Source organism: Arcanobacterium buesumense, assembly GCF_012563545.1.
In the GTDB taxonomy this organism is placed as follows: Bacteria; Actinomycetota; Actinomycetes; order Actinomycetales; family Actinomycetaceae; genus Arcanobacterium; species Arcanobacterium buesumense.
On the sequence record NZ_CP050804.1, the window covers coordinates 13,370 to 38,258 of the forward strand.

General features: G+C 47.2%; 23 protein-coding genes. 12 read left to right on the plus strand and 11 right to left on the minus strand.

The features are described from left to right. Positions 1 to 173: 173 nt before the first annotated feature. On the plus strand, positions 174 to 746 hold the full coding sequence (locus HC352_RS00060; RefSeq protein ID WP_168917009.1) for a GNAT family N-acetyltransferase: 573 nt from the start codon (positions 174 to 176) through the stop codon (positions 744 to 746). Positions 747 to 751: 5 nt separating this feature from the next. Here the strand turns inward: HC352_RS00060 and HC352_RS00065 are convergent, their stop codons facing one another. After that, the gene (locus tag HC352_RS00065; protein WP_168917010.1) at positions 752 to 1,441 is read right to left on the minus strand and encodes a TetR/AcrR family transcriptional regulator; all 690 of its coding nucleotides are present in this window, start codon (positions 1,439 to 1,441) and stop codon (positions 752 to 754) included. Positions 1,442 to 1,558: 117 nt separating this feature from the next. Here HC352_RS00065 and HC352_RS00070 point away from each other — a divergent pair, with 117 nt between their 5' ends. Further along, positions 1,559 to 4,483: a YhgE/Pip domain-containing protein gene (locus tag HC352_RS00070; protein ID WP_168917011.1), complete on the plus strand. Its 2,925-nt coding sequence runs from the start codon at positions 1,559 to 1,561 to the stop codon at positions 4,481 to 4,483. 102 nt (positions 4,484 to 4,585) lie between these two features. On the opposite strand, the gene HC352_RS00075 is transcribed toward HC352_RS00070, so the two are convergent. Continuing rightward, positions 4,586 to 5,383: a CAMP factor family pore-forming toxin gene (locus HC352_RS00075; protein WP_168917012.1), complete on the minus strand. Its 798-nt coding sequence runs from the start codon at positions 5,381 to 5,383 to the stop codon at positions 4,586 to 4,588. Between the two features lie 357 nt (positions 5,384 to 5,740). Between HC352_RS00075 and HC352_RS00080 the strand changes: the two genes are divergently transcribed. The 4 genes from HC352_RS00080 to HC352_RS00095 are packed head-to-tail and all read left to right on the plus strand — an operon-like array spanning position 5,741 to position 10,407. Next, positions 5,741 to 7,399 carry an L-lactate permease gene (locus HC352_RS00080; protein ID WP_168917013.1) on the plus strand — a complete coding sequence of 553 codons (1,659 nt, stop codon included), beginning with the start codon at positions 5,741 to 5,743 and terminating at the stop codon, positions 7,397 to 7,399. A 40-nt stretch (positions 7,400 to 7,439) separates the two neighbouring features. Beyond that, positions 7,440 to 8,228, plus strand: a complete 789-nt coding sequence (locus tag HC352_RS00085; RefSeq protein WP_168917014.1) for a (Fe-S)-binding protein — start codon at positions 7,440 to 7,442, stop codon at positions 8,226 to 8,228. Beyond that, complete coding sequence (locus HC352_RS00090; RefSeq protein ID WP_168917015.1) at positions 8,228 to 9,760, plus strand: LutB/LldF family L-lactate oxidation iron-sulfur protein; 1,533 nt, start codon at positions 8,228 to 8,230, stop codon at positions 9,758 to 9,760. Before HC352_RS00085 ends, HC352_RS00090 begins: the two co-directional genes overlap by 1 nt. Next, a complete protein-coding gene (locus HC352_RS00095) occupies positions 9,757 to 10,407 on the plus strand; it encodes a LutC/YkgG family protein (protein WP_168917016.1) in 651 nt (216 codons plus the stop codon). The genes HC352_RS00090 and HC352_RS00095 overlap by 4 nt, the downstream gene beginning before the upstream one ends. Before the next feature lie 59 nt (positions 10,408 to 10,466). On the opposite strand, the gene HC352_RS00100 is transcribed toward HC352_RS00095, so the two are convergent. Then, entirely contained in the window at positions 10,467 to 11,768 is a 1,302-nt protein-coding gene (locus tag HC352_RS00100; protein WP_168917017.1) for an ROK family transcriptional regulator, read from the minus strand. Between the two features lie 178 nt (positions 11,769 to 11,946). On the opposite strand from HC352_RS00100, the gene HC352_RS00105 reads away from it, so the two are divergent. The 4 genes from HC352_RS00105 to HC352_RS00120 are packed head-to-tail and all read left to right on the plus strand — an operon-like array spanning position 11,947 to position 17,018. Next, positions 11,947 to 13,407, plus strand: a complete 1,461-nt coding sequence (locus HC352_RS00105; protein ID WP_168918535.1) for a xylulokinase — start codon at positions 11,947 to 11,949, stop codon at positions 13,405 to 13,407. Positions 13,408 to 13,416: 9 nt separating this feature from the next. Further along, positions 13,417 to 14,406, plus strand: a complete 990-nt coding sequence (locus tag HC352_RS00110; protein WP_168917018.1) for an ABC transporter permease — start codon at positions 13,417 to 13,419, stop codon at positions 14,404 to 14,406. 60 nt (positions 14,407 to 14,466) lie between these two features. After that, a complete protein-coding gene (locus tag HC352_RS00115) occupies positions 14,467 to 15,468 on the plus strand; it encodes a substrate-binding domain-containing protein (RefSeq protein WP_168917019.1) in 1,002 nt (333 codons plus the stop codon). A 5-nt stretch (positions 15,469 to 15,473) separates the two neighbouring features. Continuing rightward, positions 15,474 to 17,018: a sugar ABC transporter ATP-binding protein gene (locus HC352_RS00120; protein WP_247645197.1), complete on the plus strand. Its 1,545-nt coding sequence runs from the start codon at positions 15,474 to 15,476 to the stop codon at positions 17,016 to 17,018. A 611-nt stretch (positions 17,019 to 17,629) separates the two neighbouring features. Here the strand turns inward: HC352_RS00120 and HC352_RS00125 are convergent. From HC352_RS00125 to HC352_RS00155, 8 genes are all read right to left on the minus strand, one after another. Then, positions 17,630 to 17,782, minus strand: a complete 153-nt coding sequence (locus HC352_RS00125) for a hypothetical protein (RefSeq protein ID WP_168917020.1) — start codon at positions 17,780 to 17,782, stop codon at positions 17,630 to 17,632. Between the two features lie 50 nt (positions 17,783 to 17,832). Beyond that, complete coding sequence (locus HC352_RS08950; RefSeq protein ID WP_211080674.1) at positions 17,833 to 18,042, minus strand: hypothetical protein; 210 nt, start codon at positions 18,040 to 18,042, stop codon at positions 17,833 to 17,835. Between the two features lie 488 nt (positions 18,043 to 18,530). Then, on the minus strand, positions 18,531 to 18,953 hold the full coding sequence (locus tag HC352_RS00130) for a hypothetical protein (protein ID WP_168917021.1): 423 nt from the start codon (positions 18,951 to 18,953) through the stop codon (positions 18,531 to 18,533). Between the two features lie 145 nt (positions 18,954 to 19,098). Continuing rightward, positions 19,099 to 19,461 carry a hypothetical protein gene (locus tag HC352_RS00135; protein WP_168917022.1) on the minus strand — a complete coding sequence of 121 codons (363 nt, stop codon included), beginning with the start codon at positions 19,459 to 19,461 and terminating at the stop codon, positions 19,099 to 19,101. Between the two features lie 51 nt (positions 19,462 to 19,512). Further along, positions 19,513 to 20,094 (minus strand): hypothetical protein, encoded by a 582-nt coding sequence (locus HC352_RS00140; RefSeq protein WP_168917023.1) that lies wholly within the window; start codon positions 20,092 to 20,094, stop codon positions 19,513 to 19,515. A gap of 272 nt (positions 20,095 to 20,366) precedes the next feature. Next, entirely contained in the window at positions 20,367 to 21,365 is a 999-nt protein-coding gene (gene rarD / locus HC352_RS00145) for an EamA family transporter RarD (protein ID WP_168917024.1), read from the minus strand. 119 nt (positions 21,366 to 21,484) lie between these two features. Further along, positions 21,485 to 23,308: a BCCT family transporter gene (locus HC352_RS00150; protein ID WP_168917025.1), complete on the minus strand. Its 1,824-nt coding sequence runs from the start codon at positions 23,306 to 23,308 to the stop codon at positions 21,485 to 21,487. Positions 23,309 to 23,451: 143 nt separating this feature from the next. Further along, on the minus strand, positions 23,452 to 23,589 hold the full coding sequence (locus HC352_RS00155) for a hypothetical protein (protein WP_168917026.1): 138 nt from the start codon (positions 23,587 to 23,589) through the stop codon (positions 23,452 to 23,454). A 704-nt stretch (positions 23,590 to 24,293) separates the two neighbouring features. On the opposite strand from HC352_RS00155, the gene HC352_RS08955 reads away from it, so the two are divergent. After that, on the plus strand, positions 24,294 to 24,503 hold the full coding sequence (locus HC352_RS08955) for a hypothetical protein (RefSeq protein ID WP_211080674.1): 210 nt from the start codon (positions 24,294 to 24,296) through the stop codon (positions 24,501 to 24,503). A 50-nt stretch (positions 24,504 to 24,553) separates the two neighbouring features. Continuing rightward, positions 24,554 to 24,706 (plus strand): hypothetical protein, encoded by a 153-nt coding sequence (locus tag HC352_RS00160; protein ID WP_168917020.1) that lies wholly within the window; start codon positions 24,554 to 24,556, stop codon positions 24,704 to 24,706. The last annotated feature ends 183 nt before the right edge of the window (positions 24,707 to 24,889 follow it).

A 24,889-nucleotide genomic window follows, 5' to 3' on the forward strand; every position in this document is an offset into this window, starting at 1 on the left:
GGCTTGGAAAAAATCACTATGTTGAAAAATTAATAACTGTTGAAAATTACCATATATTATGAGGGTTTTCTATAACGTGTGAAATTCAGAGTCGGTCAGATGTAGATATCGATAATCTGTAATCAACTTCGCGAGTGACGAATTTGGTTGATGATTCGACTAAGATAAAGCTCATGTCTGATGTGTCTTTTCAAACTCTTACGTCAATACCATCACCGCAGTTGCGTGCCGATATGCTTGAGATGTGGCAGCGCAATACTGAGCTGGGTGCGGCGATCGGCGCACGCCCGGGCGATCCACGTAGTAGATATGAGGAGCTTCTTGCTGGGCATGAGCGAGAGATGGCCGAAGGTCGTGGTTGGCTTTATGTGATGTATGAGGCGGGCACGGAGCAACTTCTTGGTTTTGCGTGGTGGATTCTTGGTATTCCGGAAGGAAATCCGGCGCATATTGCGACGATTAAGCGACTACAGGTTAGCCCAGATTTTCATGGGCGCGGTTTGGGGCGCTTGCTGATGGACCATTTACATTCTGACGAGGTGTTGAATGGTTTAGGCGAAGGTGTTGATTTTTTGCATTTACAGTTCCGCGCTGGCCTAGGCTTGGGGCATTTATATGCTCGTTATGGGTATGAGATGAATGTTCGGTGGGATATGATTCGACGCAACGACGACGGATCCTACGATGGTTGGCTGGAAATGGTTCGACGCCGTGATGGCAAGCCGATGCCAGAGCCGCGTTGGTGATTGGCCTAGTTATCTTCTGGAACGGTGAGTTTGACGAGTACGTTTGGTAAGGTGCGCACAAGGTATGCTGTTAAGTCCTCGTCGTGATGTGTCAGTGCTAGGATCATAGATCGTTCGGCAAGCGCGAGAATCATATTGGCTAAATCCGGGCCGGATAAGATGCTGCGTCTGCCGATCTGTGCCAGTTTAGATTCGATACAGGCAGCGAGTTGTTTTTTGAAGGCTTCAGAGCCGGCAAATAGTGGGTTTTCGTTATCGCGAGCTCGCGCGAGATATGTTGAAAACTCGGTGAGAAGAAGATAGAAGTCGCGAGAAATTGGTAGTGCGGCGAGGATTTTTGATGCCAGTAGTTTTGTGCTGGTAAGAGTTTTGTCATCTGATGTTCCGTCAATGAGTGGGATGTCTTCGGTTGCGAAGGCGTCTATTGTGGTGGTGAGGATTCGTCCCCATTGATCGTCTGCTAGGGCTTGGATGAAGTGTTCCATGTCAGTGAAGTTTGAATAGAAAGCTCCGCGGGAAAATCCTGCTTCTTCACAGATATCGCCGACGGAGGTGCCGAGGATTCCTTTTTTAACGAAGAGTAGTGAGCCGGCTTGGAGAAGTTTTGCACGGGTGCGCTGGCGGCGAGCAGATAGCGGCATCGCAGCTAGTTTTTCTATTGTTTCGCGCCTAATCGAGCGGGCAGGGATTGCCATAGATACTCCTTCGTTTTCTGGAAATAGTCTACCCCATCACTGGATACAGGTGTGTATTGATAAATTTGGATACACACGTGTATCGTGTTTTGTGGTTAGGTTATAAGGAGAACAAATATGCTGACACGTCTCAAAGGACCACGGTTAGGAACCGCCATCGTTATTTTGGCAGTTGCGTTAATCCCGTTGCTTTATGCGGGGTTACTGACAATGACTTATCAAAACCCAACGAACCGGCTAGCAGATATGAAAGCTGCTATCGTCAACGAAGATCAGCCTTACACCGGCACTCTCGTGACTGGGAAAACGGAAACATTTTCGTTAGGTTCCGAATTAACTGATGCTCTTGTAAACCCCGAAAGTGGGGAAGACGTCGGCTTTACCTGGAAAGAAATGGACGAAAAAGACGCCAAAGTTCAACTTAACGACGAACGTATCCGCGCAATTCTCTATATTCCACACGATTTTTCCAAGAATGTCGCAAAAATCGGCACTGATATCGGATCATCAGCAACCCAAGAATTACGGTTAGTTACCGACGACGGCGTGAACTACCTATCGGGAACTATGGCGAAAACCGTCTCAGAAGCAATGACGAACCGTATCAACGAACGTGGCTCTACGCGCATCACCGAAAAACTCCTTATCTCCATTGAAAAAGTACGAGAAGGTCTTGTTGACGCATCCAACGGATCATCCACACTCGCCGAAGGAACAACCGCACTTACTGATGGCGTAGCGCAGTTTACTGACGGAATCAATAAATTAGCTAATGGAACTGGAGAATTAACAACCGGAACAGAGCGCCTCGTCGTCGGAATGAATGATCTTCTCAACGGAACTGTACGCCTCGATAACGGATTAACCGAGCTCAATTCGGGTGCTACCCGGGCAACAGACGGATCCCAAAAACTATCCCTAGGTTTGTCCCAACTCGATACCGGATTAAGCCAAGCTGCTACCGGTTCAACTACTGTCCACAACGGAGCTAACGAACTAGCAGCCGGCATGAGTGTCCTGGCCACCAATGCTGATAAACTCGGAACTGGAGTTCATCAACTATCTCAAGGCGCTAACCAACTTCTCCCAGCAATCAACTCCTACACGACTGGTGTTGACCAAGCATACGCCGGAAGCACACAACTACAGCAAGCCGCCGGTGCGCTACCATCAGCACTGAGTAAGCTACAGGCAGGATTAGGAAATCCAGGAGACTTCAATCCACAAAATCCACAATCTGCCACCACATCACTAACAGCAGGAGCAGAAGCACTCCACGCCGGATTAGGGCAATTACATGACGGATTAACCCAAGCTAATGGACAACAACCATCTGTGCAACAAGGTGCAAGCAAACTTGCCGATGCTAGCCAATTCTTGGCAACCTCCCTCGACTCAGTTGATGTTAGTAATGTGCCACAACTCGCTGCTGGTGCGAAGAAACTAGATACCTCACTTAGCCAATACACCGGAGGCGTAGATCAGCTTGCCGCTACATGTTTACCTAAGAATTCCCCACTCTGTCAAGGATTAGCGCAACTTTCTGCATCCTCAAAGCAGCTGCGCGAAGGAAGTAACATGCTTGCAGAGGGCACCGAAACCGTTGCAAATAAAGTTGAGACAATCGCACAATTCAAAGGTGCTATGCACGCTGTTGCTGACGGTGCACAGAACCTGAAAAACGGCGTCGATCAAGTAGCTGCAGGCAGTGAACAGCTCAATCAGGCAAGCGGTCTCTTGACGGCGAACCTCACCAAAGCCAGTACCGGAGTTAATGAATTAGCAACTAAGGTAGGTACATCGTCGTCAACACAGGACGGAACCTTAATGGGGGCAATTAATGATCTTCACAGTGGACTGGGGCAAATTAGTGGTCAGAATTCCACTAACTCAGCTCAACTGCGTGCCGGAGCAGCCAGCCTAGGTAATGGCATCGGAGAACTGAACGGTAAAGTTCCAGAACTCACCGGCGGTATCACTCAGCTTGACGCCGGCGCACAACAACTCGCTGACGGCACCAGCACGCTAAACTCGGGACTTAGCCAATTATCTTCCGGGGCTACTACAGCAGTCAGTTCGTCACAAGAACTAGCCCAAGGAATCGGAGTGCTGAAGGACGGTCTAGGTACAGCAGCGAACGGATCAAGCCAGCTACTTTCTGGCCTACAAACAGCTAACAACGGTGTAGCAACACTCAACACCGGAGCACACCAGCTCAATGACGGCACCCGCACAGCAAACCAAAAAGTTGGTGAACTAAGCCAAGGCGCAACGAAACTTGACCAGGGTGCTCACGAATTACGTGATGGTTTACAAGAAGGTGCTGACAAGATCCCATACCTGAACAATGTTGAACAAAAGAATGTTTCAGCAACCGCTGGGCAGGTAGCTAAAGTAACTCCAATGCGTGAACACGCGGTGGCAAATAATGGTGCCGGTTTCACCCCAATGTTCATGTCACTTGCTTTATGGATCGGCACTATTGCCTTGTTCTTAGTGCTCCCAGCTCTTGACCATGACGAACGCGCTCGGGGCCGGTGGGTACAAGCGGTGACGAAACCAGCCGTAACAGCTACTATTCTGGCTATTATTCAGGCAATCATTATGATGGTAGTTGTTAATGCCATGGGTGAGTTACAGGCAGCGAATATCGTTGGTTTGTGTGCGCTCGCGGTACTGACAAGTATTTGTTTCATGGCGATTAACCAAGCTTGTGTGGCAGCCTTTGCCTTCCGTGGCCGGTTCTTGTCAATCGTGTTGTTGAGTTTGCAGATTACATCTATGGGAGCAACATTCCCGATTGAAACGGCACCGAGGTTCTTCCAGTGGATTCACAACTTCTTACCAATGAGCGATACGCAGTTAGCGTTCCGATCTCTCATTGCTGGTGGCGGTGTTGATGGAATTATTGGCAAGACGGTGGCTGTTTTGATTATGTGGACGGTTATCTCGATAGCTATCAGTTTCTTTGCATCGAAGGTACGTATTGCAAAGAACAGTCCAGTTGTTCTTGATGAAGCATTAGCTCCAACAGCCGGGTGATACACGGGACGATAACAGTCAGTGCCTGGTGTGAGTAAAAAGGTCTCCCGCGACGTCATATTCGCGGGAGACCTTTTAGTTTATGAGGTTATAGAAAGACGTTCACTCGCCATCAAGTGCGGTAGCGTAAGCAACATCGAGTGATTCGATTGCGTCGCGTACTTGCTGAACGGTTGCACGGGCATTGAATTCAACGCCGACGGCGGCGGTGATCTTCTTATTGAGTGCGTGGTAGGTTGCGAACGACTTCTTGCCAAGAATGTTCTTGTCACGGTTCCAGCGAGTATCCCAGATCTTCTTGGTGAGATCAGACTTGACGTAGACGGTTGCGATATCGGTTGGTAAAACGTCTGGGTACTGTGAAACACGGTTGAGGACAGTCTCGAGATCTGCAATCGAATCCTTGAGCTGTGCGTCAGTTGCCGTGATGTTGGTTAGCCGGAGAACTGCACGAGTAATAGCGAAACCGAGTTCTGCGTGGGCAGCTTGAACCTTATTGTTGAGCTTGTTGACAGCCGTATCAATAGTGACGCCGATATTCGTGGCGAGTTCGGCGCGGGTGAGGATGGTTTCAGTATCGAAAGCTGCAATGTTTCCGGTTGAGAGGGCAATCAATTCACTCTTGAGTTCTGCCAAGGTAGCAAAGAGTTGCTTGAATTCTTTACTCCAAGCGACTTCAGGGCGCACCTCGCTGACTGCTTCGTTGATGGTAGTCATCGTTTCCGCAACTTCGGCAGCCTTTTCCTTAGCTTCCTCACGGACATTTTGTACGGAGGAATCATCGGTTGCTGCCATTGCGATATGAGCATTGGTTACTGGAGTGGTAGCGTATGCCGTGGTACCTGCCATTGGAAGGATCAATGAGGCCGATAGTGCTACTGAGATGATGGGCTTGAGCATCTGTATCTCCCTTGATGTGAAAATGCGGCTTCCAGTATTTCGATAATGAAATTCTGGGATGAAAGTATCATATAAAAAAACTGGCCAATAATTGAAGACCATTCTCATTTATCTCATGTTTTTGTCCATATACTGTGCTCTCTTAGTTATGTTTACGTCAATTTGCTAGTAAAGATGAATTAAAGAATGAAAGTCTTACGATTTTAATATCGTTGGTATATCAACGATTTGACGGGGTCGATAAATAAAATAAAAGAAAAACGGTCAAATAGGGGTTTTGCCGTTTGTCATAATCGCTAAGTTATCTGACAATGGAAGTAATCTATTACTTTTGTCCTAGGAGCGCATTTGTATTCAATGGCGATACAGACGGCCACTTTTGTCCCGTCCACAGAGTCCATAGCTGGCTCAACTGTTCTATCTGCACTAGTAGGAATTTTGCCCCTCGTGGCATTCTTCATCATGCTTGGCGTATTTAAGATGAAGACGCACTGGTGTGCTCTCGGCTCGTTAATCATTGCACTCGTTATTGCTGTGCTTGGTTTCCACATGCCGACCGCAATGGCTGCCAATTCTGCTCTTTTCGGTATCGCTTTTGGCATCATGCCAATCCTTTATATCGTTATTGCTGCAGTATGGCTCTATAACCTCACCGTTGATTCGGGTCGTGATGAAGATGTCCGAGCTGTCTTCGCAGCAGTTGGAAAAGGCGACATTCGCATCCAAGCCCTCCTATTAGGTTTCTCTTTTTGTGGTCTTCTCGAAGGGCTTGCTGGGTTTGGTGCGCCCGTTGCTATTGTGGCAGCAATGCTCGTTTCGTTGCGAATCAACCCAATTAAAGCCGCCTTAGTCACTATGGTCGGCAACGCAATTAACGTAGGCTTCGGCGCTATGGCTATCCCGATTACCACCGCCGGTAAAATCGGTGGCGTATCTGGAGGTGCCGTAGCAAACACGGCGTCGTCAATGACCCCATGGATCATTATCATGATCCCATTCTTACTACTACTGATTCTTGACGGTGCTCGCGGCGTTCGTCAGCTTTGGCATCTCGCTTTGCTACAAGGTGTAGTTACCGCCTGCGGTCATTTTGTGGCAGCCCATTTCGTTTCCTACGAATTAACAGCGGTGTTCGCTTCTTTGCTCGGTTTCGCGGTTATTGCTGGCGCGCTTGTTGTTTTGAATCCAACAACCCCAGAAGAGTGGCGTTCTGAAGCCTCTGAAGAAGGTATCCCAAGCGCTGGCCGGATCACACTGGCCCTCATGCCATACTGGCTCGTCGTCGTCATCTTCTCCGTAGCAAAGCTCTGGACTTTCGGCGTCAACATTCCACAAGCCCTAGCCAGTACAACAATTCCAGTGAAGTGGCCAGGGCTCTACGGATCTTTATTGAACTCAGCGGGTGAACCGTCGTCGGGCGCAATCCTCAGTATCCAAACGCTTGCCAGCCCCGGAACCATGATCGTCATGACTGCGCTCATCGTTTCGGTAGTCTACGGAATCTGCTCTTCTAGCCGATTCACATTCAGCTTCGGACGTGGCATTGCTGTTCTCGCCAATACCATTCATTCCTTGCGCTGGTCACTATTGACTATCGCATTGGTCATGGCCCTAGCGTATGTTATGAACTTCTCCGGCCAAACAGCTGCAATTGGTGCCGCCTTGGCAGCAACTGGCTCGGCTTTCGCTTTCCTTTCCCCAATTCTTGGCTGGATCGGAACTGCGGTAACCGGCTCGGCAACATCGGCAAACGCCCTCTTTGCGTCACTGCAGTCTACGGCAGCAACTGGCGCTAACCTTGATCCTCATATTCTTTTATCCGCCAATAGTATTGGTGGTGGCCTAGGTAAGATCGTTTCTCCGCAAAACCTTGCTATTGCTGCGACTGCAATCAATAAGCCGGGATCGGAAGCCGAAATTTTACGCAAGGCAGCCCCGTTCTCTATTGGCCTCCTGTTGGTCTTGTGCTTGCTCACGTTCCTTGCAACTCAAGGTATCGTGCCGATTGTACAGTGACCTCCGTCCACCTTTGATGCATCGATAAGAAAGAAAAGAAATGAAAGTAGCACTATTTGCAACCTGTATTGCGGATGCCATGTTCCCACAGGCACCGCAGGCAACTATGCATCTACTCAAGCGCCTTGGAATCGACGTGGACTTCCCCGAACGTCAAGCTTGCTGTGGTCAGATGCATATCAACACCGGTTATTACCCAGAAGCAATGCCCTTGATTAAGAATCATGTGGAAACTTTTGAACCAGTTCTTGATGGTGAATGGGACGCCATTGTGGTGCCTTCCGGTTCTTGTACTGGGTCAATTCGTGAACAGCAGCAGATGGTTGCCGATAAACTAGGTGATCACTCACTGGGTGTTAAAGCAGCAGCGATTGCCGCAAAGACGTATGAACTTTCAGAGTTCTTAATTGACGTCTTAGGAACTGACGACGTCGGTGCATACTTTGCACACCGCGTCACCTATCATCCAACCTGCCATTCACTACGCGTTGCAAAAGTTGGCGATAAGCCACTCCAGTTGCTACGTAAAGTGGGCGGTATTGATTTAGTTGATCTACCAAGTGCTGAATCATGCTGTGGATTCGGTGGAACCTTCTCACTGAAGAATCATGAAACATCGGCGTCGATGTTAACTGACAAGATGAACAATATTCTCGCCACCAAGGCTGATGTTCTGGTTGCTGGAGATTACTCCTGCTTGATGAATATCGGTGGTGGCCTGTCTCGTAACCGTGCAGGCGTACGGGCAATGCACCTCGCTGAAGTCCTTGCCGGTACCCAAGACGAGCCATGGGTGGCTCCTGAATCAACCACGAAAGCTGGTGTGTAATGGCTACGTTTTTAGGTTTACCTAAGATTTTTTCGAAAGAGGCTGAGCAGTGGGTTCAAGGCGATCCGCTTCCGGACCACACTCTAGAATGGGGATCATCGTTCCCTAAGGGTGCTGCAGTAACGCTGCGTGATAATCAGCTGCGCAAGAATCTGCGTCACGCAACAACTGTTATTCGTAACAAGCGTGCACAGCGTGTTGCGGAAATGCCAGATTGGCAAGCGTTGCGGGATTCGGCTTCGGCTATCAAACACAAGACGATGAGTAATCTTCCAGAACTCCTTGTCCAACTTGAAGAAAACGTTACAAAGCGTGGCGGTATTGTTCACTGGGCTCGAGATAAGAAGGAAGCCAACGAAATTATTCTCGGCATTTTACGGGAAAAGAACGCTACTGAAGTTGTCAAAGTTAAGTCGATGGCAACTCAGGAAATTAACCTGAACGAAGAGTTGGAAAAAGAAGGCATTATTGCCCACGAAACCGACTTGGCGGAAATGATCGTTCAGCTAGGTAAAGACATGCCATCGCATATTGTGGTACCAGCTATTCACCGTAACCGTGCGGAAATTCGAGAAATTTTCAACCGGGAAATGACTGATCTTGACGAGCCAATTGATACTACAGAACCGCGAGTATTGGCAATGGCTGCCCGTGCTCATTTGCGGGAATTGTTCTTAAAGACGAAGGTTGCTATTTCCGGATCAAATATGATGATCGCGGAAACTGGTACGCTTTCCGTTTACGAATCGGAAGGCAACGGCCGGATGTGTCTGACCTTGCCAGAAACTTTGATTTCGTTGGTAGGTATCGAAAAGCTTGTGCCTACCTTTAAGGACGCTGAAGTCTTCTCCCAGCTACTTCCACGTTCGGCAACCGGTGAGCGGATGAATCCGTATACCTCGATGTGGACAGGTGTTACTCCTGGTGATGGACCACAAGAGTTCCATTTGGTTCTCCTTGATAATGGCCGTACTAAGGTGTTGGCTGATGAAGTTGGCCGCCAGGCATTGCACTGCATCCGTTGTGCAGCATGTATGAATGCTTGCCCAGTTTACGAACATGTTGGTGGACACGCATATAACTCCGTTTATCCTGGACCAATCGGAGCTATTTTGACACCGCAGCTGTTAGGGGCAATGGATCATGATGATCCGGCGTCATCGTTGCCATATGCGTCGTCATTGTGCGGTGCCTGCTACGAAGTTTGCCCAGTCAAGATTAATATTCCAGAAGTTCTCGTTGATCTTCGTCATCGTATTACTGAGGCTAACCGTGGCGGAATTCCTGACGTATGGGATATTTCCATGAAGGCTAGCTCGAAGATTATGGGCAATGCGAAGGCTTGGACTGCTGCAACGAAGGGTGTTAAGGCTGGCCGTGTGATTGCCGGTAAGGATCGTAAGATTCATAATGTTCCTATCCCATTAGCAAACCGGTGGACCATGGTACGTGACGTTCCGGCTCCACCAGCGCGGACGTTCCGGGAATGGCTCAAGGAAGAAGAAAAGAACGCAAAGGAGAATGAGAAGTGAGTGCACGTGAAGAAATTTTGCAGCGTATTAAAGATGCGCTTGCTCTCTCCCAGCAGGGACCGGCACCAGAACCGCCACGGGACTACATCCAAGAAGGCGAGTTCCCACCGGGATCCCCAGAGGTTATTGACGATCTGATTGAAAAACTCGTCGATTACACGGCCGTGGTGGAAACCACGAACGAAGCAGGTATTCCGGATGCGATCGATAAGTTCCTTGAGGATGCTAGCTCTGTTGTTGTTCCACACGGTTTACCGGAATCGTGGAAGAAAGCTGCTGGGCGTCACGATCGTAACGTTCAAGAAGATTCTCGTGAAAAGGCACTCGGAAATTACGATTTGGATAAAATCGATGCGGTTGTCACCGCTTCCCGGGTAGCTATTTCGATGTCGGGCACCATTGTGCTGGATGGAGAGCCAGATCAGGGACGCCGAGCGATCACTCTGGTTCCAGATACGCATGTGATTGTGTTGCGGGCGAAGGATGTTTATCCAACAGTTCCACAGGCTGTGTCGATTTTGGATAAAAATCCAACTCGGCCGATCACGTGGATCGCTGGCCCATCAGCTACGTCGGACATCGAGCTTGTTCGTGTTGATGGCGTTCACGGACCACGTAATTTGCGAGTCATTATTGTTACTGACTGAGTCTTACTAGACCACAATCTCTGGCGGGGCACGATGAATCCATCATGCCCCGCCAGATTTTAAATCATTACTTCAGGAGTTTGGTCGACATCGTAATAGGTTAGTGCGTAAGAATCTGGAACGGTCCATGTATCTGGAGAATCGATAAAATTAAGCAACATTCGCCATGCTCCGCCTTCTGATGCTGCTCGTTCATCGCCTAAAGATTTTGAAACCTGTATTTGTTTAAGCGTGCTTGTTAGTACGCGTTCATCAATTTCTGCTTGTAGTTCTTTTTTCATATGAGGGAATAAGTCAGCAAATATTCCACCAAGGCGTACTTCAGGTAGGTCAAAAAGATTTAGGCTTGCGGCAATCGCTTTTCCTAGAATCGTTCCAACGTTACTCATTGCTGTTAAGGCTTGTGGATCTTTTCTATGTAAAGCGGCATATAAGTGGGCTATTGGTGCATCACCAGGAAAGCCAGCTTGTCTCATGATATAGCGGCGTCCAGCGACAGTTTCAAGACAGCCGGTAGAGCCACAAGAGCAAATAACGTCATTTTCAGTGACAGCTATATGTCCAATTTCTCCCGCAAATCCACGAGCACCAGTATAGATAACACCGTCACGGACTATTGCTGATCCGATACCGGAGGAACCGGAAATATATAGAAAGCTATTTTTTGAATCGTTATGACGTCGCAAGTGGATTAGTTCATTAAATCCCTCGAGATTTATAGAGTTTTCAAAATGAACTCTATATGGGTTTGAGTTGGTGAACTCATTAAGCATGTCCGGAAGAGAAATGTTTTTCCATGACATTGAAGGAGCAGAAAATAGTACTCCGTCGTTTTCCGAGACGAGGCCAGGAAATCCGCAAGTTATGCCTACAAGATTCATGTGGCTCGAACGGATTTGTTTTTCATGCTTTTTTAGGCTGTTGACCAAGAGTGGAAAAACGTTTTCCGGTAAGGGCTGGTCAATAAATTCGTGAATATGTTCCGATAAGATTTTTCCGCGTAAATCGACGATACACGTTCGAACGGAAGAGTCTGAAATTTCGGCTCCTATTGCGACGTGGGTGTGTGCGGCTGCGCTTAGAGGTACAGAAGGACGGCCTGCGCTAGTTGTACGCTCTGTTGGTTGTTCGACAAGAATTCCATAGTGAATCAATGTGTCGACGAGACGTGTGACAGTGGACTTATTGAGTTTTGTTGTAGCGGCAAGATCGGCACGAGATAAGGGAGTGTTTGATGTAATAGCCGCTCGAGCTAGGAGCGATAGGTTGTAGTTCCTAACTTTTTCAATGCCAGTACCGACAGGGGAACGCATAGAGTGTGTGAAGTGGTTTATTGTCATATTTTTTAAGCTCTTTTCCAATCTAATTATGCCACCACTATTTAATTGTTACATGATTTTATTTAATGTGATTATGGGTGCTCAGCTGACAAAAATAGCGTAACTGTGGATGAAATATAGCGTGTTTTGTTAAATCGTTGCATTTAATGTGACCCACGTCTATACTATTTATTGCAAGGAGCAACTAATGGAGGTTGTTATGCGTGAGCTAGTTGCAGGTGTTGATTCCTCAACCCAGTCATGTAAGGTCATGATCAGAGATGCACATACTGGCGCACTCGTGCGCTCTGGTGTGGCACATCATCAAACGGGAACAGAGGTATCTCCTGAAGTTTGGGAAAGAGCTTTACATGAAGCGATTTATCAAGCAGGTGGATTAGAAGACGTCAAGTCACTTGCTGTTGCGGGGCAACAGCATGGAATGGTCACTCTTGATGAACATGGTGAAGTGGTGCGAAATGCGATCTTGTGGAACGATACTCGTTCGGCTCAAGATGCGGATGATCTTATTTCTGAATTAGGTGATGGTGACTATTCAGAAGGAAAGAAAAAGTTTGTTGAACGCACGGGGATAGTTCCGGTTGCTTCTTTTACGATAACTAAGTTGCGTTGGTTGGCAAGAGAAGAACCTCAATCGTTAGCCCGAACAAGAGCTGTCTGCTTACCGCATGATTGGCTTACCTGGAAATTACGGAACACGACAGATCTAGACTTGTTAGCAACTGATCGGTCAGATGTTTCAGGTACTGGCTATGCTTCATCTTCGGCAGAGAATTATGATCGTCAGCTCTTAGGTTTAGCCTTAAAATCACAAGAGTCTGCCAACGATCTGATATTGCCAAACATTGGAAAACCCAATGAGATCATCGGAACGATGAGGAATGGCAAAAAGAAAATAAGCTTGGCTGCTGGGTGTGGTGACAATGCTGGAGCCGCACTGGGTCTTTCGATTGGCACTGGAGAAGCAGTGCTTTCAATTGGTACATCAGGAGTAGTGTCTTTAGTAAGCGATAAACCGGTTAAAGATATTACGGGTGCGGTTGCTGGATTTGCTGATGCTTCAGGCAGATATTTGCCACTGGTGGCTACATTGAACGCATCTCGAGTTGTAGATGCATATGCGAATTTATTAGGTGTTAGTCATCGTGAGTTTGATCGATTGGCCTTGAGTGCTCCACCGGGAGCAGAAGGATTAGTTTGTATACCGTATTTAGAAGGAGAGCGGACGCCGAATTTACCTCATGCGAGTGGTGAGCTTTACGGTATAAGGAATAATAATCTTTCACCATCAAATGTTGCTCGCGCAGCTATTGAAGGAATGCTCTGCGGGGTGAGCGAAGGCATCCATGCAATGCGGAGTTTGGGTGTGGATATTTCCCAAGTTACTCTCATTGGTGGTGGGGCAAGATCAGAAGCGGTGCGTCGCATTGCGCCAATTGTTCTTGGAATGCCGGTAAAAGTCCCGGAACGCGGTGAATATGTAGCAGACGGAGCTGCTTTGCAGGCTGCATGGGCATATTTTGGGCAGAAACATCCGCCAGTTTGGACACCACGTCTTTCCTCGGAGTTTTCGGGAACATACCATCCATTCATATTAGAGCGCTATCGCAATATTGCGCTGTCGGTACAAGAAAGAAAGCTGAAATATTTTCATGGTTAAGGAACCAAAATGAAAAATAAAAGAATTCCACAAGAAGTTGGCATTATTGCGGTCGTAATAATTGTTGGTGCGGTGCTGTCATTCGTAGCACCCGCATTCCGTACGGTCGACAATATGATGGTCTTGCTTTTGAACGGAACAGTTGTTTTATTCTTAGCTTTAGGACAATCTTTCGTTCTCTTAACAGGAGGAATCGACTTATCTGTTGGTTCTAATATTGCACTGACTGGAGTTATCGCCGCATTAACTATGCAAGCTGGTGTTCCGTGGTGGGGTGCGGCGATTGTTGCTCTTATAGTGGGGGCAGGAGTGGGCCTCTTTAATGGTGTTTTAGTCCACTGGGGTAATATGCCACCATTCATCGTAACGTTTGCAACATTTGGGATATCTGCATCAATCCCAAAAATTCTTACCAATGGGTCATCTGTGCCGATCGCAGATAAAATGTTTGCATTTTTTGGCCGAGGGTCAATCTTTGGAATCCCAGTTCCGGTAATTTTAGTAGCAATTGCTGCAATCATGCTGGGCCTGTATTTGAAGAAAGCCGCTCAAGGTGTGCATATTTATGCTGTTGGTGGCAATCGTGAAACAGCGAGGTTGTCAGGCATAAACGTTGGGAAAACGACGGTACTTGTATATGTGGTTTCTGGAATTTGTTCGGCTTTTGGTGGAATCATAACTGCATCACGGTTAATGGTCGGTTATCCAACAGCTGGAGCAGGTACGGAACAGTTTTATTCGATTGCATCTGCCGTCGTCGGCGGTGTAAGCCTATTTGGTGGTGTGGGAACGATTTTAGGTGCCGTGTTTGGTGCAATTCTTATTGCGGAAGTTTCCAACGGTATGAATGTTATTGGAGTTAGTGCATACTGGCAACCACTTGTTATTGGAGTAATTATTCTCCTTGGTGTTCTTATAGATTCGAATCGACGAAATATTTCAATTTTTTCACTTTTCAAAAAACGAAAAGGAACTGTTTCCGATGGCATAACTCATTAGAACTCAGGTCAATCAGTCAAACCAAATCAAAACAACGTTGTTTTTACTAAGGAGAAACCAATGAAGCGAAAAGTTATTCTCGCTGTTGTAGCTGCAGGAGCATTATCAATGAGCGCCTGTGGAGCTATCGATACAGGATCAGGAGAGGTAAAACCCGCAAAAGCTGGTGATGAAGCTACTTCCTTACCAGAGAGCTGTACGTCAGATTCGCCAATTTTAGGAGTCTTACTGCCAAATCTAACAAATCCATATTATGTTGCTATGCAGGAAGGATTTGAAGAACAGGGTAAAGAACAAGGCTTTACTGTTGATGTTTCTATCGCCAATGACGATGATTCAAATCAGTTAGCGCAAGCACAGGCTTTACTCCAGAAAAAGCCATGTGCTATTGCATTAAATCCAGTCAATTCAGATCCATCAGCGGCAATCGTCAAACTTGCTAATGACGCAGGTGTTCCTGTGTTTAATGTGAATGTGGGTGTTTCTGAAACTGCTATGAGTAATCAAGATGCTTCAATCGTGCAATATCTTGGTGCTGATAATGCAGGTGGTGGAACAGTTATTGGTGAACAAGTACTCAAAGACTTTGGGGATGATGCTGAGCTGCATGTTGGCTTAGTAACTGCGCCAGATCAAACTATTGTAGTCGAAAGAGATGATGCCTTTAAGAAAGCACTCGAAAAGAACAGTCATGCAACAGTTGATGCGACTGTTGATGGAAAAGTTCAGCTAGATACAGCACTTAATGTGACATCATCTATGCTTCAAGGAAATCCCGACATGAATGTAATTTTTGCTTCTACGGGACCTGCTGCACAGGGGGCACTTGAAGCAGTGAAAGCGTCCGGACGAGATGTTAAAGTCTATGGTTTCTGCGCTTCAGAACTACCACTGACAGAAACATACCCTGGTTGTGTTGCGCAAGAACCAAAGGATTACGGAAAACGTGTTGTTGATCAGATCAAGACGTTTATCAGTGACGGAAAAGTTGATGCTGAAATTTTACGTCCGTTGAAGTTGTTCGTAACCGGAGAAACTCCTGCGCCAGGTGAGGTTGGCTGATCAATATGAGTGAGAAGAAGATGCCCGTTTCTAAAGTTGGATTTCAGGCGGTGAATTTAACAAAACATTTCGCAGGCGTGCCAGCCTTGGCGGGCATCTCCTTCGATCTAAAGCCTGGTGAAATTGTTGGTTTGGTAGGGCATAATGGTGCTGGCAAGTCTACGTTATTGAAAGTTCTGGCAGGAGCTCATAAGTATGACGGAGGCGAGCTTTATCTTGATGGAAAGTCAGTGGTTTTTAATAGTCCCGCTGAAGCTATTAGTCACGGTGTGAGCACTGTCTATCAAGAACTATCGCTGATACCTAATTTAACGGTTCAAGAAAATATTTGGCTTGGAAGGGAACTATCTGGCATAGCTGGGTTACGAAAAGCAGAGATGCGCAAGTTTGCCCAACAAATGTTGGATGAGTTTCACCTAGAAATGGATGTTGATCGTTCGTTAGGTTCTTATCCAGTTGCAGCTCGACAAATGCTAGAAATAGCTATTGCAGCGACCAAAAATACTAAGTATCTGTTACTGGATGAACCTACGACTTCCCTTGAAGGCGAGCAGATCGGTAGGTTACTTGATTACGTCAAAGATATTGCGAAGCGTAAGAATGTTGGCGTATTGCTTGTTGATCATAAGTTAGATGAGTTGTATGAAGTCGCACACCGGATTGTAGCTTTAGTAGATGGCAAAGTAATCCTTGATGCTGACGCTGAATCAATTTCGCATGAAGAAGTAGTTCGGGCGATCGTTGGTGATGATATTGCAGATGCACAAGAAAAAGGTATGGATACTACACGAATAGGGAAAACTAGTGGTGAAGTAATCTTATCTGTTTCAGATGTTCATGGCCCTCATTTGCAGGGTGTCTCATTCGATGCGCGAGAAGGGCAGATCGTTGGGCTATACGGCTTAGTTGGTGCGGGACGTACTGAACTATTGCGCTCGCTTATCGGTGTTGAGCCGGTATATTCGGGTGAAGTTGAACTTTTCCGGGAGCGGTATATTCCTAAAAATCCGGCAGATGCGATGAAATGTGGTTTTGCGTATCTTACTGAGGAACGAAAAATCGATGGCATAGTTCCAGGAATGTCAAGCCCTCAAAATATTGCATTGCCAATTGTAACTCAGTTTTCAACAGGGGGGTGGATCAATAATGCCCGTTTATCAAAAATGACATCAGAATTTTTGAACCGATTACACGTTCGAGGTAATACGCAGGGGCCGATTGTTGCTCTGTCTGGAGGGAACCAACAAAAGGTCTTAATTGCGCGAACATTAGCTCAGCAACCTAAAATTTTGTTATTAGACGAGCCGACAAAAGGTGTAGATATTGGAGTAAAGTCGGAAATCCATTCGCTACTCAAATCAATGGTTGCTGATGAGGGAATGACACTCATCGTATCGTCTTCTGAAGAGGAAGAAATCCTTGAATTAGCAGATGTAGTGACAGTTTTTGCGCACGGTAAAACGGTTGCAAGTGAGATTCCTGTTGAGGACCTAACTGTTGCAAAACTTCGTGAGTTGGCCTGGATTGCAACAACAGAGTCAATAAGTTGATGAAACGCGAGGTCCCTCAGTATCGAGCTAATAGTTGACTCTCATCGTGCTTCGTAGAGTTTCATTTAGTTCTGATCTGGGTTAATGGAGGGGTTGCTATTAGAAAATCTGATAGCAACCCCTCCTTTGGATGGTGTTGAAACTATGCCAAATATGGAAGAATCTGAAATGCTCCGGGTTTGCTTCTTAGGTGTTTATCCTGTTTTCTATTGTTGCTGACATTTTTTGTTGTTGCCAGTATTTGTTCTCGATCTCGACTGGCGTGTGGTAATTAAGTGTTTGGTGTAGGTGCTTAGTGTTTCACTAATTCACCCACTCGAAGGTAGCGATCTCGACCTCGAGAGCATCAGCCCACCGGTGAGTATGGATGATTTCATTCTTGTATGAACCATTAACGTTTTGGGCTAAAGCATTATCGTAGCTATCACCCACGCTTCTAAGTAGATTCCACAATTCCTGTATCTATTAAATGCTGATGATAGGCCAGTGACACATATTATGAACCGTGATCTCAGTGGTGAACCAGCCCAGCAGTTGATTTCGCATTCCAGATTGCTTGCTTGAGTGCCTGTAACAGCAATGCTTTAAGTACGCATAGAATCTGATAACGCTCAACCAGCAATACGACGGGAAACCACGTTAGTAACAAACGCCGCATAAACAAAGCCCCTACTAGTTCGCACATAAGTAATATCAGCAACCCATAGCTGGTTCGGAGCAGTTGCACTAAAATTACGCTGTAGTAGGTCTGGGCGAATATCCACACTCTTGCTCTTTGTCGTAAGTTACCACCCTCTTGCCTTTACGCTTGCCCCTACCCTTGGCAAGAGCCATGATCGGGTTGGGTTTGCTCACGTCCAATAAAGATCCCACGGCGTTTGCGGACATGCCACATTTTCCTTACCCCATAGACCCCGTAGTTTTCAGCGTGAATCTGACTAACAATCTTGGTTCGCTCTTTATCTCGAACGCGGTGAGCTGAAGGCTTACGTGTCTTCGTATCACGGTAACCACGAGAAGACAAAAAGCCCCCTCCCTCACGCTCCCTATTCAACATCCGCAAATGAACTCGACTGTGAAACGATCACGATAGGTATCAATAACCGCGATCATTTCCGACGTTGGGGGCGAGTTCTGAGGCGAAAAAAGCTGACGCGGCTTATCTGAACTCATTCGTGTCACAAAGCTCGTGAACCTCTCGAAGTTGTCTGGAGTTATGCGTTATCAGGTCTTCCTCAGCACGTAAGGCCCGATCAATCTTGCGGGCTTCTTCCAACCATATACGGGCGGTGTGCCAGGAAACCCCAAGCTTTGGAGCCACAACCTGACACGCAGCATTAACCGATAGAACCTCTAGCCAAGGATCCTGTCCTCGATTAACCGGACAACCCTGTCCTTAGCCTCTTGATCAAATTTCTTCTGCCTACCCAAATCCTCCCATCTACTCAAACGGAAGGAAACCTAGACCATTTCAGTTTGACGGATTCCACCCATCCGAAAAGTGCGAAGTCATCAATAGATTTCCATCCTTACCGAGGATAGAAGATTCACTGGAAGGATTTGTACCAGGATATTGATCTTCAAACCCTGAAATACCGGATCCGATGCAATAGAACGTGAATTTCTCTGAAACACACTATCTGCTGAAGACAATCCAAACGGTCTTCCTGCAGACGGGCCAACTATTCCCTTTGAAATCCACTCACCACGATTGGTTTTAGACGGACCCCATTGAGCTAACGGACTATTCAAGGAAACCTGGAAATTATCTTTACTCACAACTCGCAAATATTTATGCGTTTCCGGATTCTGACCGATAGGTTGAGCTGATCCTTGACGTTGCCCGTACTGAACGAGCATATTGCCGTAATCGTCAAACTGGATATCCACATCTTTAAAAACCGGACGATCTTTCAAATTTGGCAATACTGGCATATCAACATGCCTAGATAGACGATAGTTCCATCTGGCTTATGGGCGAATAATTTAAGCTCATTGCCCCCTTGTGGATGATTAGCAACACCCTTACTAGGACGTGGACCACCGAAAATATACGAACCGTCAGGCGCCATTGCGCCAACTAAAATGCGGTACCGGCCTTCGAAATTGTGTATGCGCGCTCCGGATCTGTGTAGGAACCATTCGTTCCAGGGTAGCTTAGCTGACTTGTACCTGCTACCGAAGGATATATTGTTCCGCCGGTATTCTCTGAGACTGCTGTTGGCATTACATATGAACCCCCGTGGGTTGGATGTGATTGCCATTCAGCTTTTATTTCGCCTTTTCGTCCATCAACCGCATGCCAGTAGGCTTCATTTGGCGTTCCATCTGCAACACGATAATGCCACAAAAGCACATTGCCGTCATAATTCGAAGTATCGTTAACACTACCCGTTTCTAGCGCCCACATCTCTGGAGTGCCGTTAGATGAATATGTTGCCAAGCTATTAAAATGGCCTAGTCTGTTAGATATCTGGAAGTTTTGATACCGTTCTCAGTAGGTTTGCCCTTGGTCTCCTCTACGAAATGCCCAAGATAATGAATCGTGAGGAATATCGTAGGTGTTAACTACTCTACCGTCACATACTTCTTGAACCATTCCTTCGACAGCCATCAAAAATAGCGTATTTGGCGCACACTGATCGAAACTATCTAAAGTATTTCCACCCTTACCCCATAAAGCAGTTTTATCTGAAGCAAGAACGGGGAGAATATCATCTGCAAAAGAGTCCAGCAACAAAAGCTCATCATCTTCACTGGCGAAGGTCTTCTTCGGAATCCTGAACAACTTCTTCGGTGTCAGGGGTGATGTTTCGTCAGTCTTATTTAACTCTTCTTCTTGCTCAGGTTTAGTAGATTGAGAATCCTCATTATCGACACTAGGTACCTCTTGAGGCTGATCAACAGTTGGCGCCTCTTCATCTTGAGCCTGACTTGTCGCAACCTCATCACCGTGTTCATCACTATGCTCAATTGAGGCCAAGGCGTCTTGAGTCATCGGAACGATCGTCATGGAACCACTAACCAATAAGGCTAGTCCCATACCTACAAGTCGTTTCCAGCTTAATTCAGCCATCGTCAGTCCATCCAAAACACGTTAAAACATCAAATACGGATAATCTGATGTTATTTTTCAGTCACGACACTTGTGCCGTATTTCGGAAATACTACAGCTTCGGGGGGAGTCAATATATTTTAGAATGTTAGTCCCAAAAAATATTTAAATGAAGCATTGATGCTACAATGGTGAATACTCTTTTCGCGACATACCAGTAAACACACCCAATGCAACCACAAAACGTGATTCGCACTGCATAGTGGCTATGTTTATTTTTCACCCACCACGTATTAGCGGGACTTCTCCACAATCTTCCCTTTACGATTACGGAACAACCTAGCCCACGAATCCGGTTCCGTACGAGGCTTGCGCGGTCCTCGTCGTCGCCAAGGACGAACCGCCGGAACGGACCACCGCACCCGCTTAGACAACGCAATAACGCCGTCAACGCCAAGCAAGAAAACAGCCAACCAGATCCCCAAGTATGTCCACCACTGGGTTGGATCAATCCGCTCACCCAAAACCAACGCCACCACAATAACTAACACTGGCTCCACATAGGACAACAACCCAAAAATCCCATACGGGAGCCACTTAACCGCCAAAACATAAGAGATAACGCCAAAAACTGACAGGGCACCCAAGAACAATAAAACCGCCACGAGCGTCACTGACGAAAACACCGCCTGAATCGAATGACCACTCAACGCAACCCATAATGATATCGGTAACGCCAACGTCATTTCCCACGCAAGCGCCCCAACACCATCAGTCTCAAAATGACGGCGAACCACAAAATATGCCGGATAGCCAAAAGCAATAAAAGACGCGACCGGACCAATACCACCGGAACGCCACGCCTCATACGCCACCGCCATCGTAGCAATAACAGTCGCCACAACCATGAGCCGAGTCATGCGCTCACCGTAGAAAACTTTGCCAATAACCACCATCACCAGTGGCATCAGAAAATAGCCCATACCAACTTCTAGCGTTCGCCCCACCTGCGGCGCCCAACCAAAAAGCCACATTTGTGCAGCTAGCATCGGAGCACAAAAAGCGTAGGCAAGAAGCTTCTTGGGTTCTTCACGCACCCGTCGAACCTCATTAGTGAACCACGAAAAACGATGTGTCATCACCAAAACAATAAGGACACCTGGGACAGTCATAATCATGCGCCAGGCCCATAACTCCACACCGGTGAGCGGGGCAGTAAACGCTGCGAAAAATGAAAACATCGCAAAAGCGACGGAGGACAACAATGAGATGACGACGCCGCGACTAGACATGGGAAACCCCGCAATACAGTGGTGGAAAGGAGAAAATGTGGGCGGGACCCATAAGGTCCCGCCCATCACATTAGCGCGAATTATTCGTAACTACGCCAGTAACTCGCTGTGAGTTTGCACTACTTGCGTCCAGCTTTCGTTGCTACCTTATCAGCTGCTTTCGCAGCAGACTTAGCTGCTCCCTTTCCAGTTGGATGCTTCATCCGAGCCATCCGCTTCTTAGCCTGCTGGATTTCCTCACGCTCGCGCACATGGCGACGCTCAATTGCCAACTGGCGATTGAATCGCTCTTGCTCGCGCTGGTCCAGATAAATAACATCTGAACGCAGATCCTTAACGATAGAGAACATCAACGCAAACACCACGAAAAGGAATGGAGTTGCGGCCACAATCGTCACGCTTTGAATAGAATGTAACGCTTGGTCACCACCGGAAACCAACAAAGTCAAGCCAATCATCGCAGTAACCAGACCCCATGCTCCGGTCAACCATGGCGTAGCGTTCGCCCGGCCACCTTGGGAAAGTGACCCCATCACCGTCGACGCTGAATCAGCTGACGTGATAAAGAATGTGGCAAGCAAAAGCACAGCAACAATACCCATCACGAAACCGCCAGGGAGCGAATGAAGCAAGTTGAACAGTTGCGACTCGGGAACGCCGTCGGCATAAATACTTTGTCCCGCCTGCTCCATCGAAATAGCACTGCCACCAAAAATAGCAAACCATACGGTAGAAAGACCGGCAGGTACGAGCAAAACTCCAGTACAGAACTCACGGATCGTACGCCCACGAGAAATACGGGCAATAAACATACCTACGAATGGTGACCAAGAAACCCACCATGCCCAATAGAAGATCGTCCATGCCGAAATCCAGTCACCGGCAGTGCCGTCTGCAGCCGAAGCGGTTCGACCAGCCATCTCGAAGAACTGGGAAGCGTATGCACCTAGTGAGCCAGGAAGAAGGTTGAGCTGGATGATTGTTGGGCCAAGAACAAACACGAAGATCGCGAGCGCAGCCGCAAAAACCATGTTGACATTCGACAAGATACGAATACCCTTGCCAACACCGGACATCGCCGAAAGTAGGAAAGCGAGGGTGAGGACGACGACGATCGTGATGATCATGCCGGTACCCGGATCCTCGATAAAACCAGAGGCAGTAAGACCTGCTCGGATCTGCAGAGCACCCAAACCTAGGGAACATGCGGTTCCGAAAACGGTCGCGAAAATTGATAGCGAATCAATTGCTTTACCAACAAAACCATTGGCGTGCTTTTCCCCAATAAGCGGGGTGAAGGTGGCGGAGATAAGCTGACGGCGACCTACTCGGTAAGTCGAATAACCGATAGCAAGACCAACAATGGCATACATTGCCCACGGGTGGAGGGTCCAGTGGAACATGGCTGTTGCCATAGCTGTTCCAACTTCGTGAGCATTATGCCCGGGAACGCCGTCACGATAGAACGCGAGTGGTTCCGAAGCTCCGTAGAACATCAAGCCGATACCCATACCGGCAGCGAACATCATTGCGATCCACGAAGAATTGGAGAATTCGGGCTGTTCATCAGCCGCGCCTAATCGGATTGTTCCAAATTTCGACGCCGCGATAATGACGACGAACGCCACGAAAATGGTGGTGAACAAAACGAATGCCCAACCTAGATTATTGAGTACCCAGGAGAAGGCGACGCTAGACGCATTCGAAAAGGTTTCGGGTGCAGCCAAACCCCATACGACCACGCCGAGCACGAGGATCATGGCCGGGATAACCACGGACCACGCGATGGTGGTGTCGTCCGTTTCGGACGCTAATTCGATTGGTTTTTCTTGTATATCTGCAGCATTGATTTCATGCTCAACAGATAGAATTGCAGCTAGTTCCGACGTCGCACTCGACGTTGGATCTATTGGTTTCATATCATTGTTATCTTCACTATCCATATTGCCATTCTTCCGGAGTGCGCCTCCTTTTCCTAAGAATTAAGCCAAAAACGGCGCTTTTTCTGTCGTAACTCACAGATTTACTACCCAAAAAGGACAAACCGTCATTTGCGGTTTGCCCCTTTTAGGTAGTAATTTTCTTGTTAACTGTGCTTCCGTCGGCCAATAATACCCACTCCGCCCGCAAGGGCGAGCACTGTCGCAAAATTCTCGATCGAAGTAACTGGAGTTAGCGGAATAAGTGGCATATTAATCTTTAACTTTCCTTGTGCGTTTTCCAAGTTCTTTTCCTACTCTGACCTCTATGCCTGCGAGCTTCAATTACTACTCAGTTCCACTCAATTTGTTTTGCAGTTCAGCTAGTTTGTTAGCCTTATTCATTTTGATTAGCGCCACTTGAAAGCAACATTCCAATCCAGTCATGATGCTGGATATAACTAGTACATATTCAGTTGATTGTCATTATTTTAACCACTCACATCACAGTTAACGATTCGTTGAGTGTAGGTGTACAGCAAAATCCGAGAATATGGATTGAAATGGTCTAGGTTTCCTTCCGTTTGAGTAGATGGGAGGATTTGGGTAGGCAGAAGAAATTTGATCAAGAGGCTAAGGACAGGGTTGTCCGGTTAATCGAGGACAGGATCCTTGGCTAGAGGTTCTATCGGTTAATGCTGCGTGTCAGGTTGTGGCTCCAAAGCTTGGGGTTTCCTGGCACACCGCCCGTATATGGTTGGAAGAAGCCCGCAAGATTGATCGGGCCTTACGTGCTGAGGAAGACCTGATAACGCATAACTCCAGACAACTTCGAGAGGTTCACGAGCTTTGTGACACGAATGAGTTCAGATAAGCCGCGTCAGCTTTTTTCGCCTCAGAACTCGCCCCCAACGTCGGAAATGATCGCGGTTATTGATACCTATCGTGATCGTTTCACAGTCGAGTTCATTTGCGGATGTTGAATAGGGAGCGTGAGGGAGGGGGCTTTTTGTCTTCTCGTGGTTACCGTGATACGAAGACACGTAAGCCTTCAGCTCACCGCGTTCGAGATAAAGAGCGAACCAAGATTGTTAGTCAGATTCACGCTGAAAACTACGGGGTCTATGGGGTAAGGAAAATGTGGCATGTCCGCAAACGCCGTGGGATCTTTATTGGACGTGAGCAAACCCAACCCGATCATGGCTCTTGCCAAGGGTAGGGGCAAGCGTAAAGGCAAGAGGGTGGTAACTTACGACAAAGAGCAAGAGTGTGGATATTCGCCCAGACCTACTACAGCGTAATTTTAGTGCAACTGCTCCGAACCAGCTATGGGTTGCTGATATTACTTATGTGCGAACTAGTAGGGGCTTTGTTTATGCGGCGTTTGTTACTAACGTGGTTTCCCGTCGTATTGCTGGTTGAGCGTTATCAGATTCTATGCGTACTTAAAGCATTGCTGTTACAGGCACTCAAGCAAGCAATCTGGAATGCGAAATCAACTGCTGGGCTGGTTCACCACTGAGATCACGGTTCATAATATGTGTCACTGGCCTATCATCAGCATTTAATAGATACAGGAATTGTGGAATCTACTTAGAAGCGTGG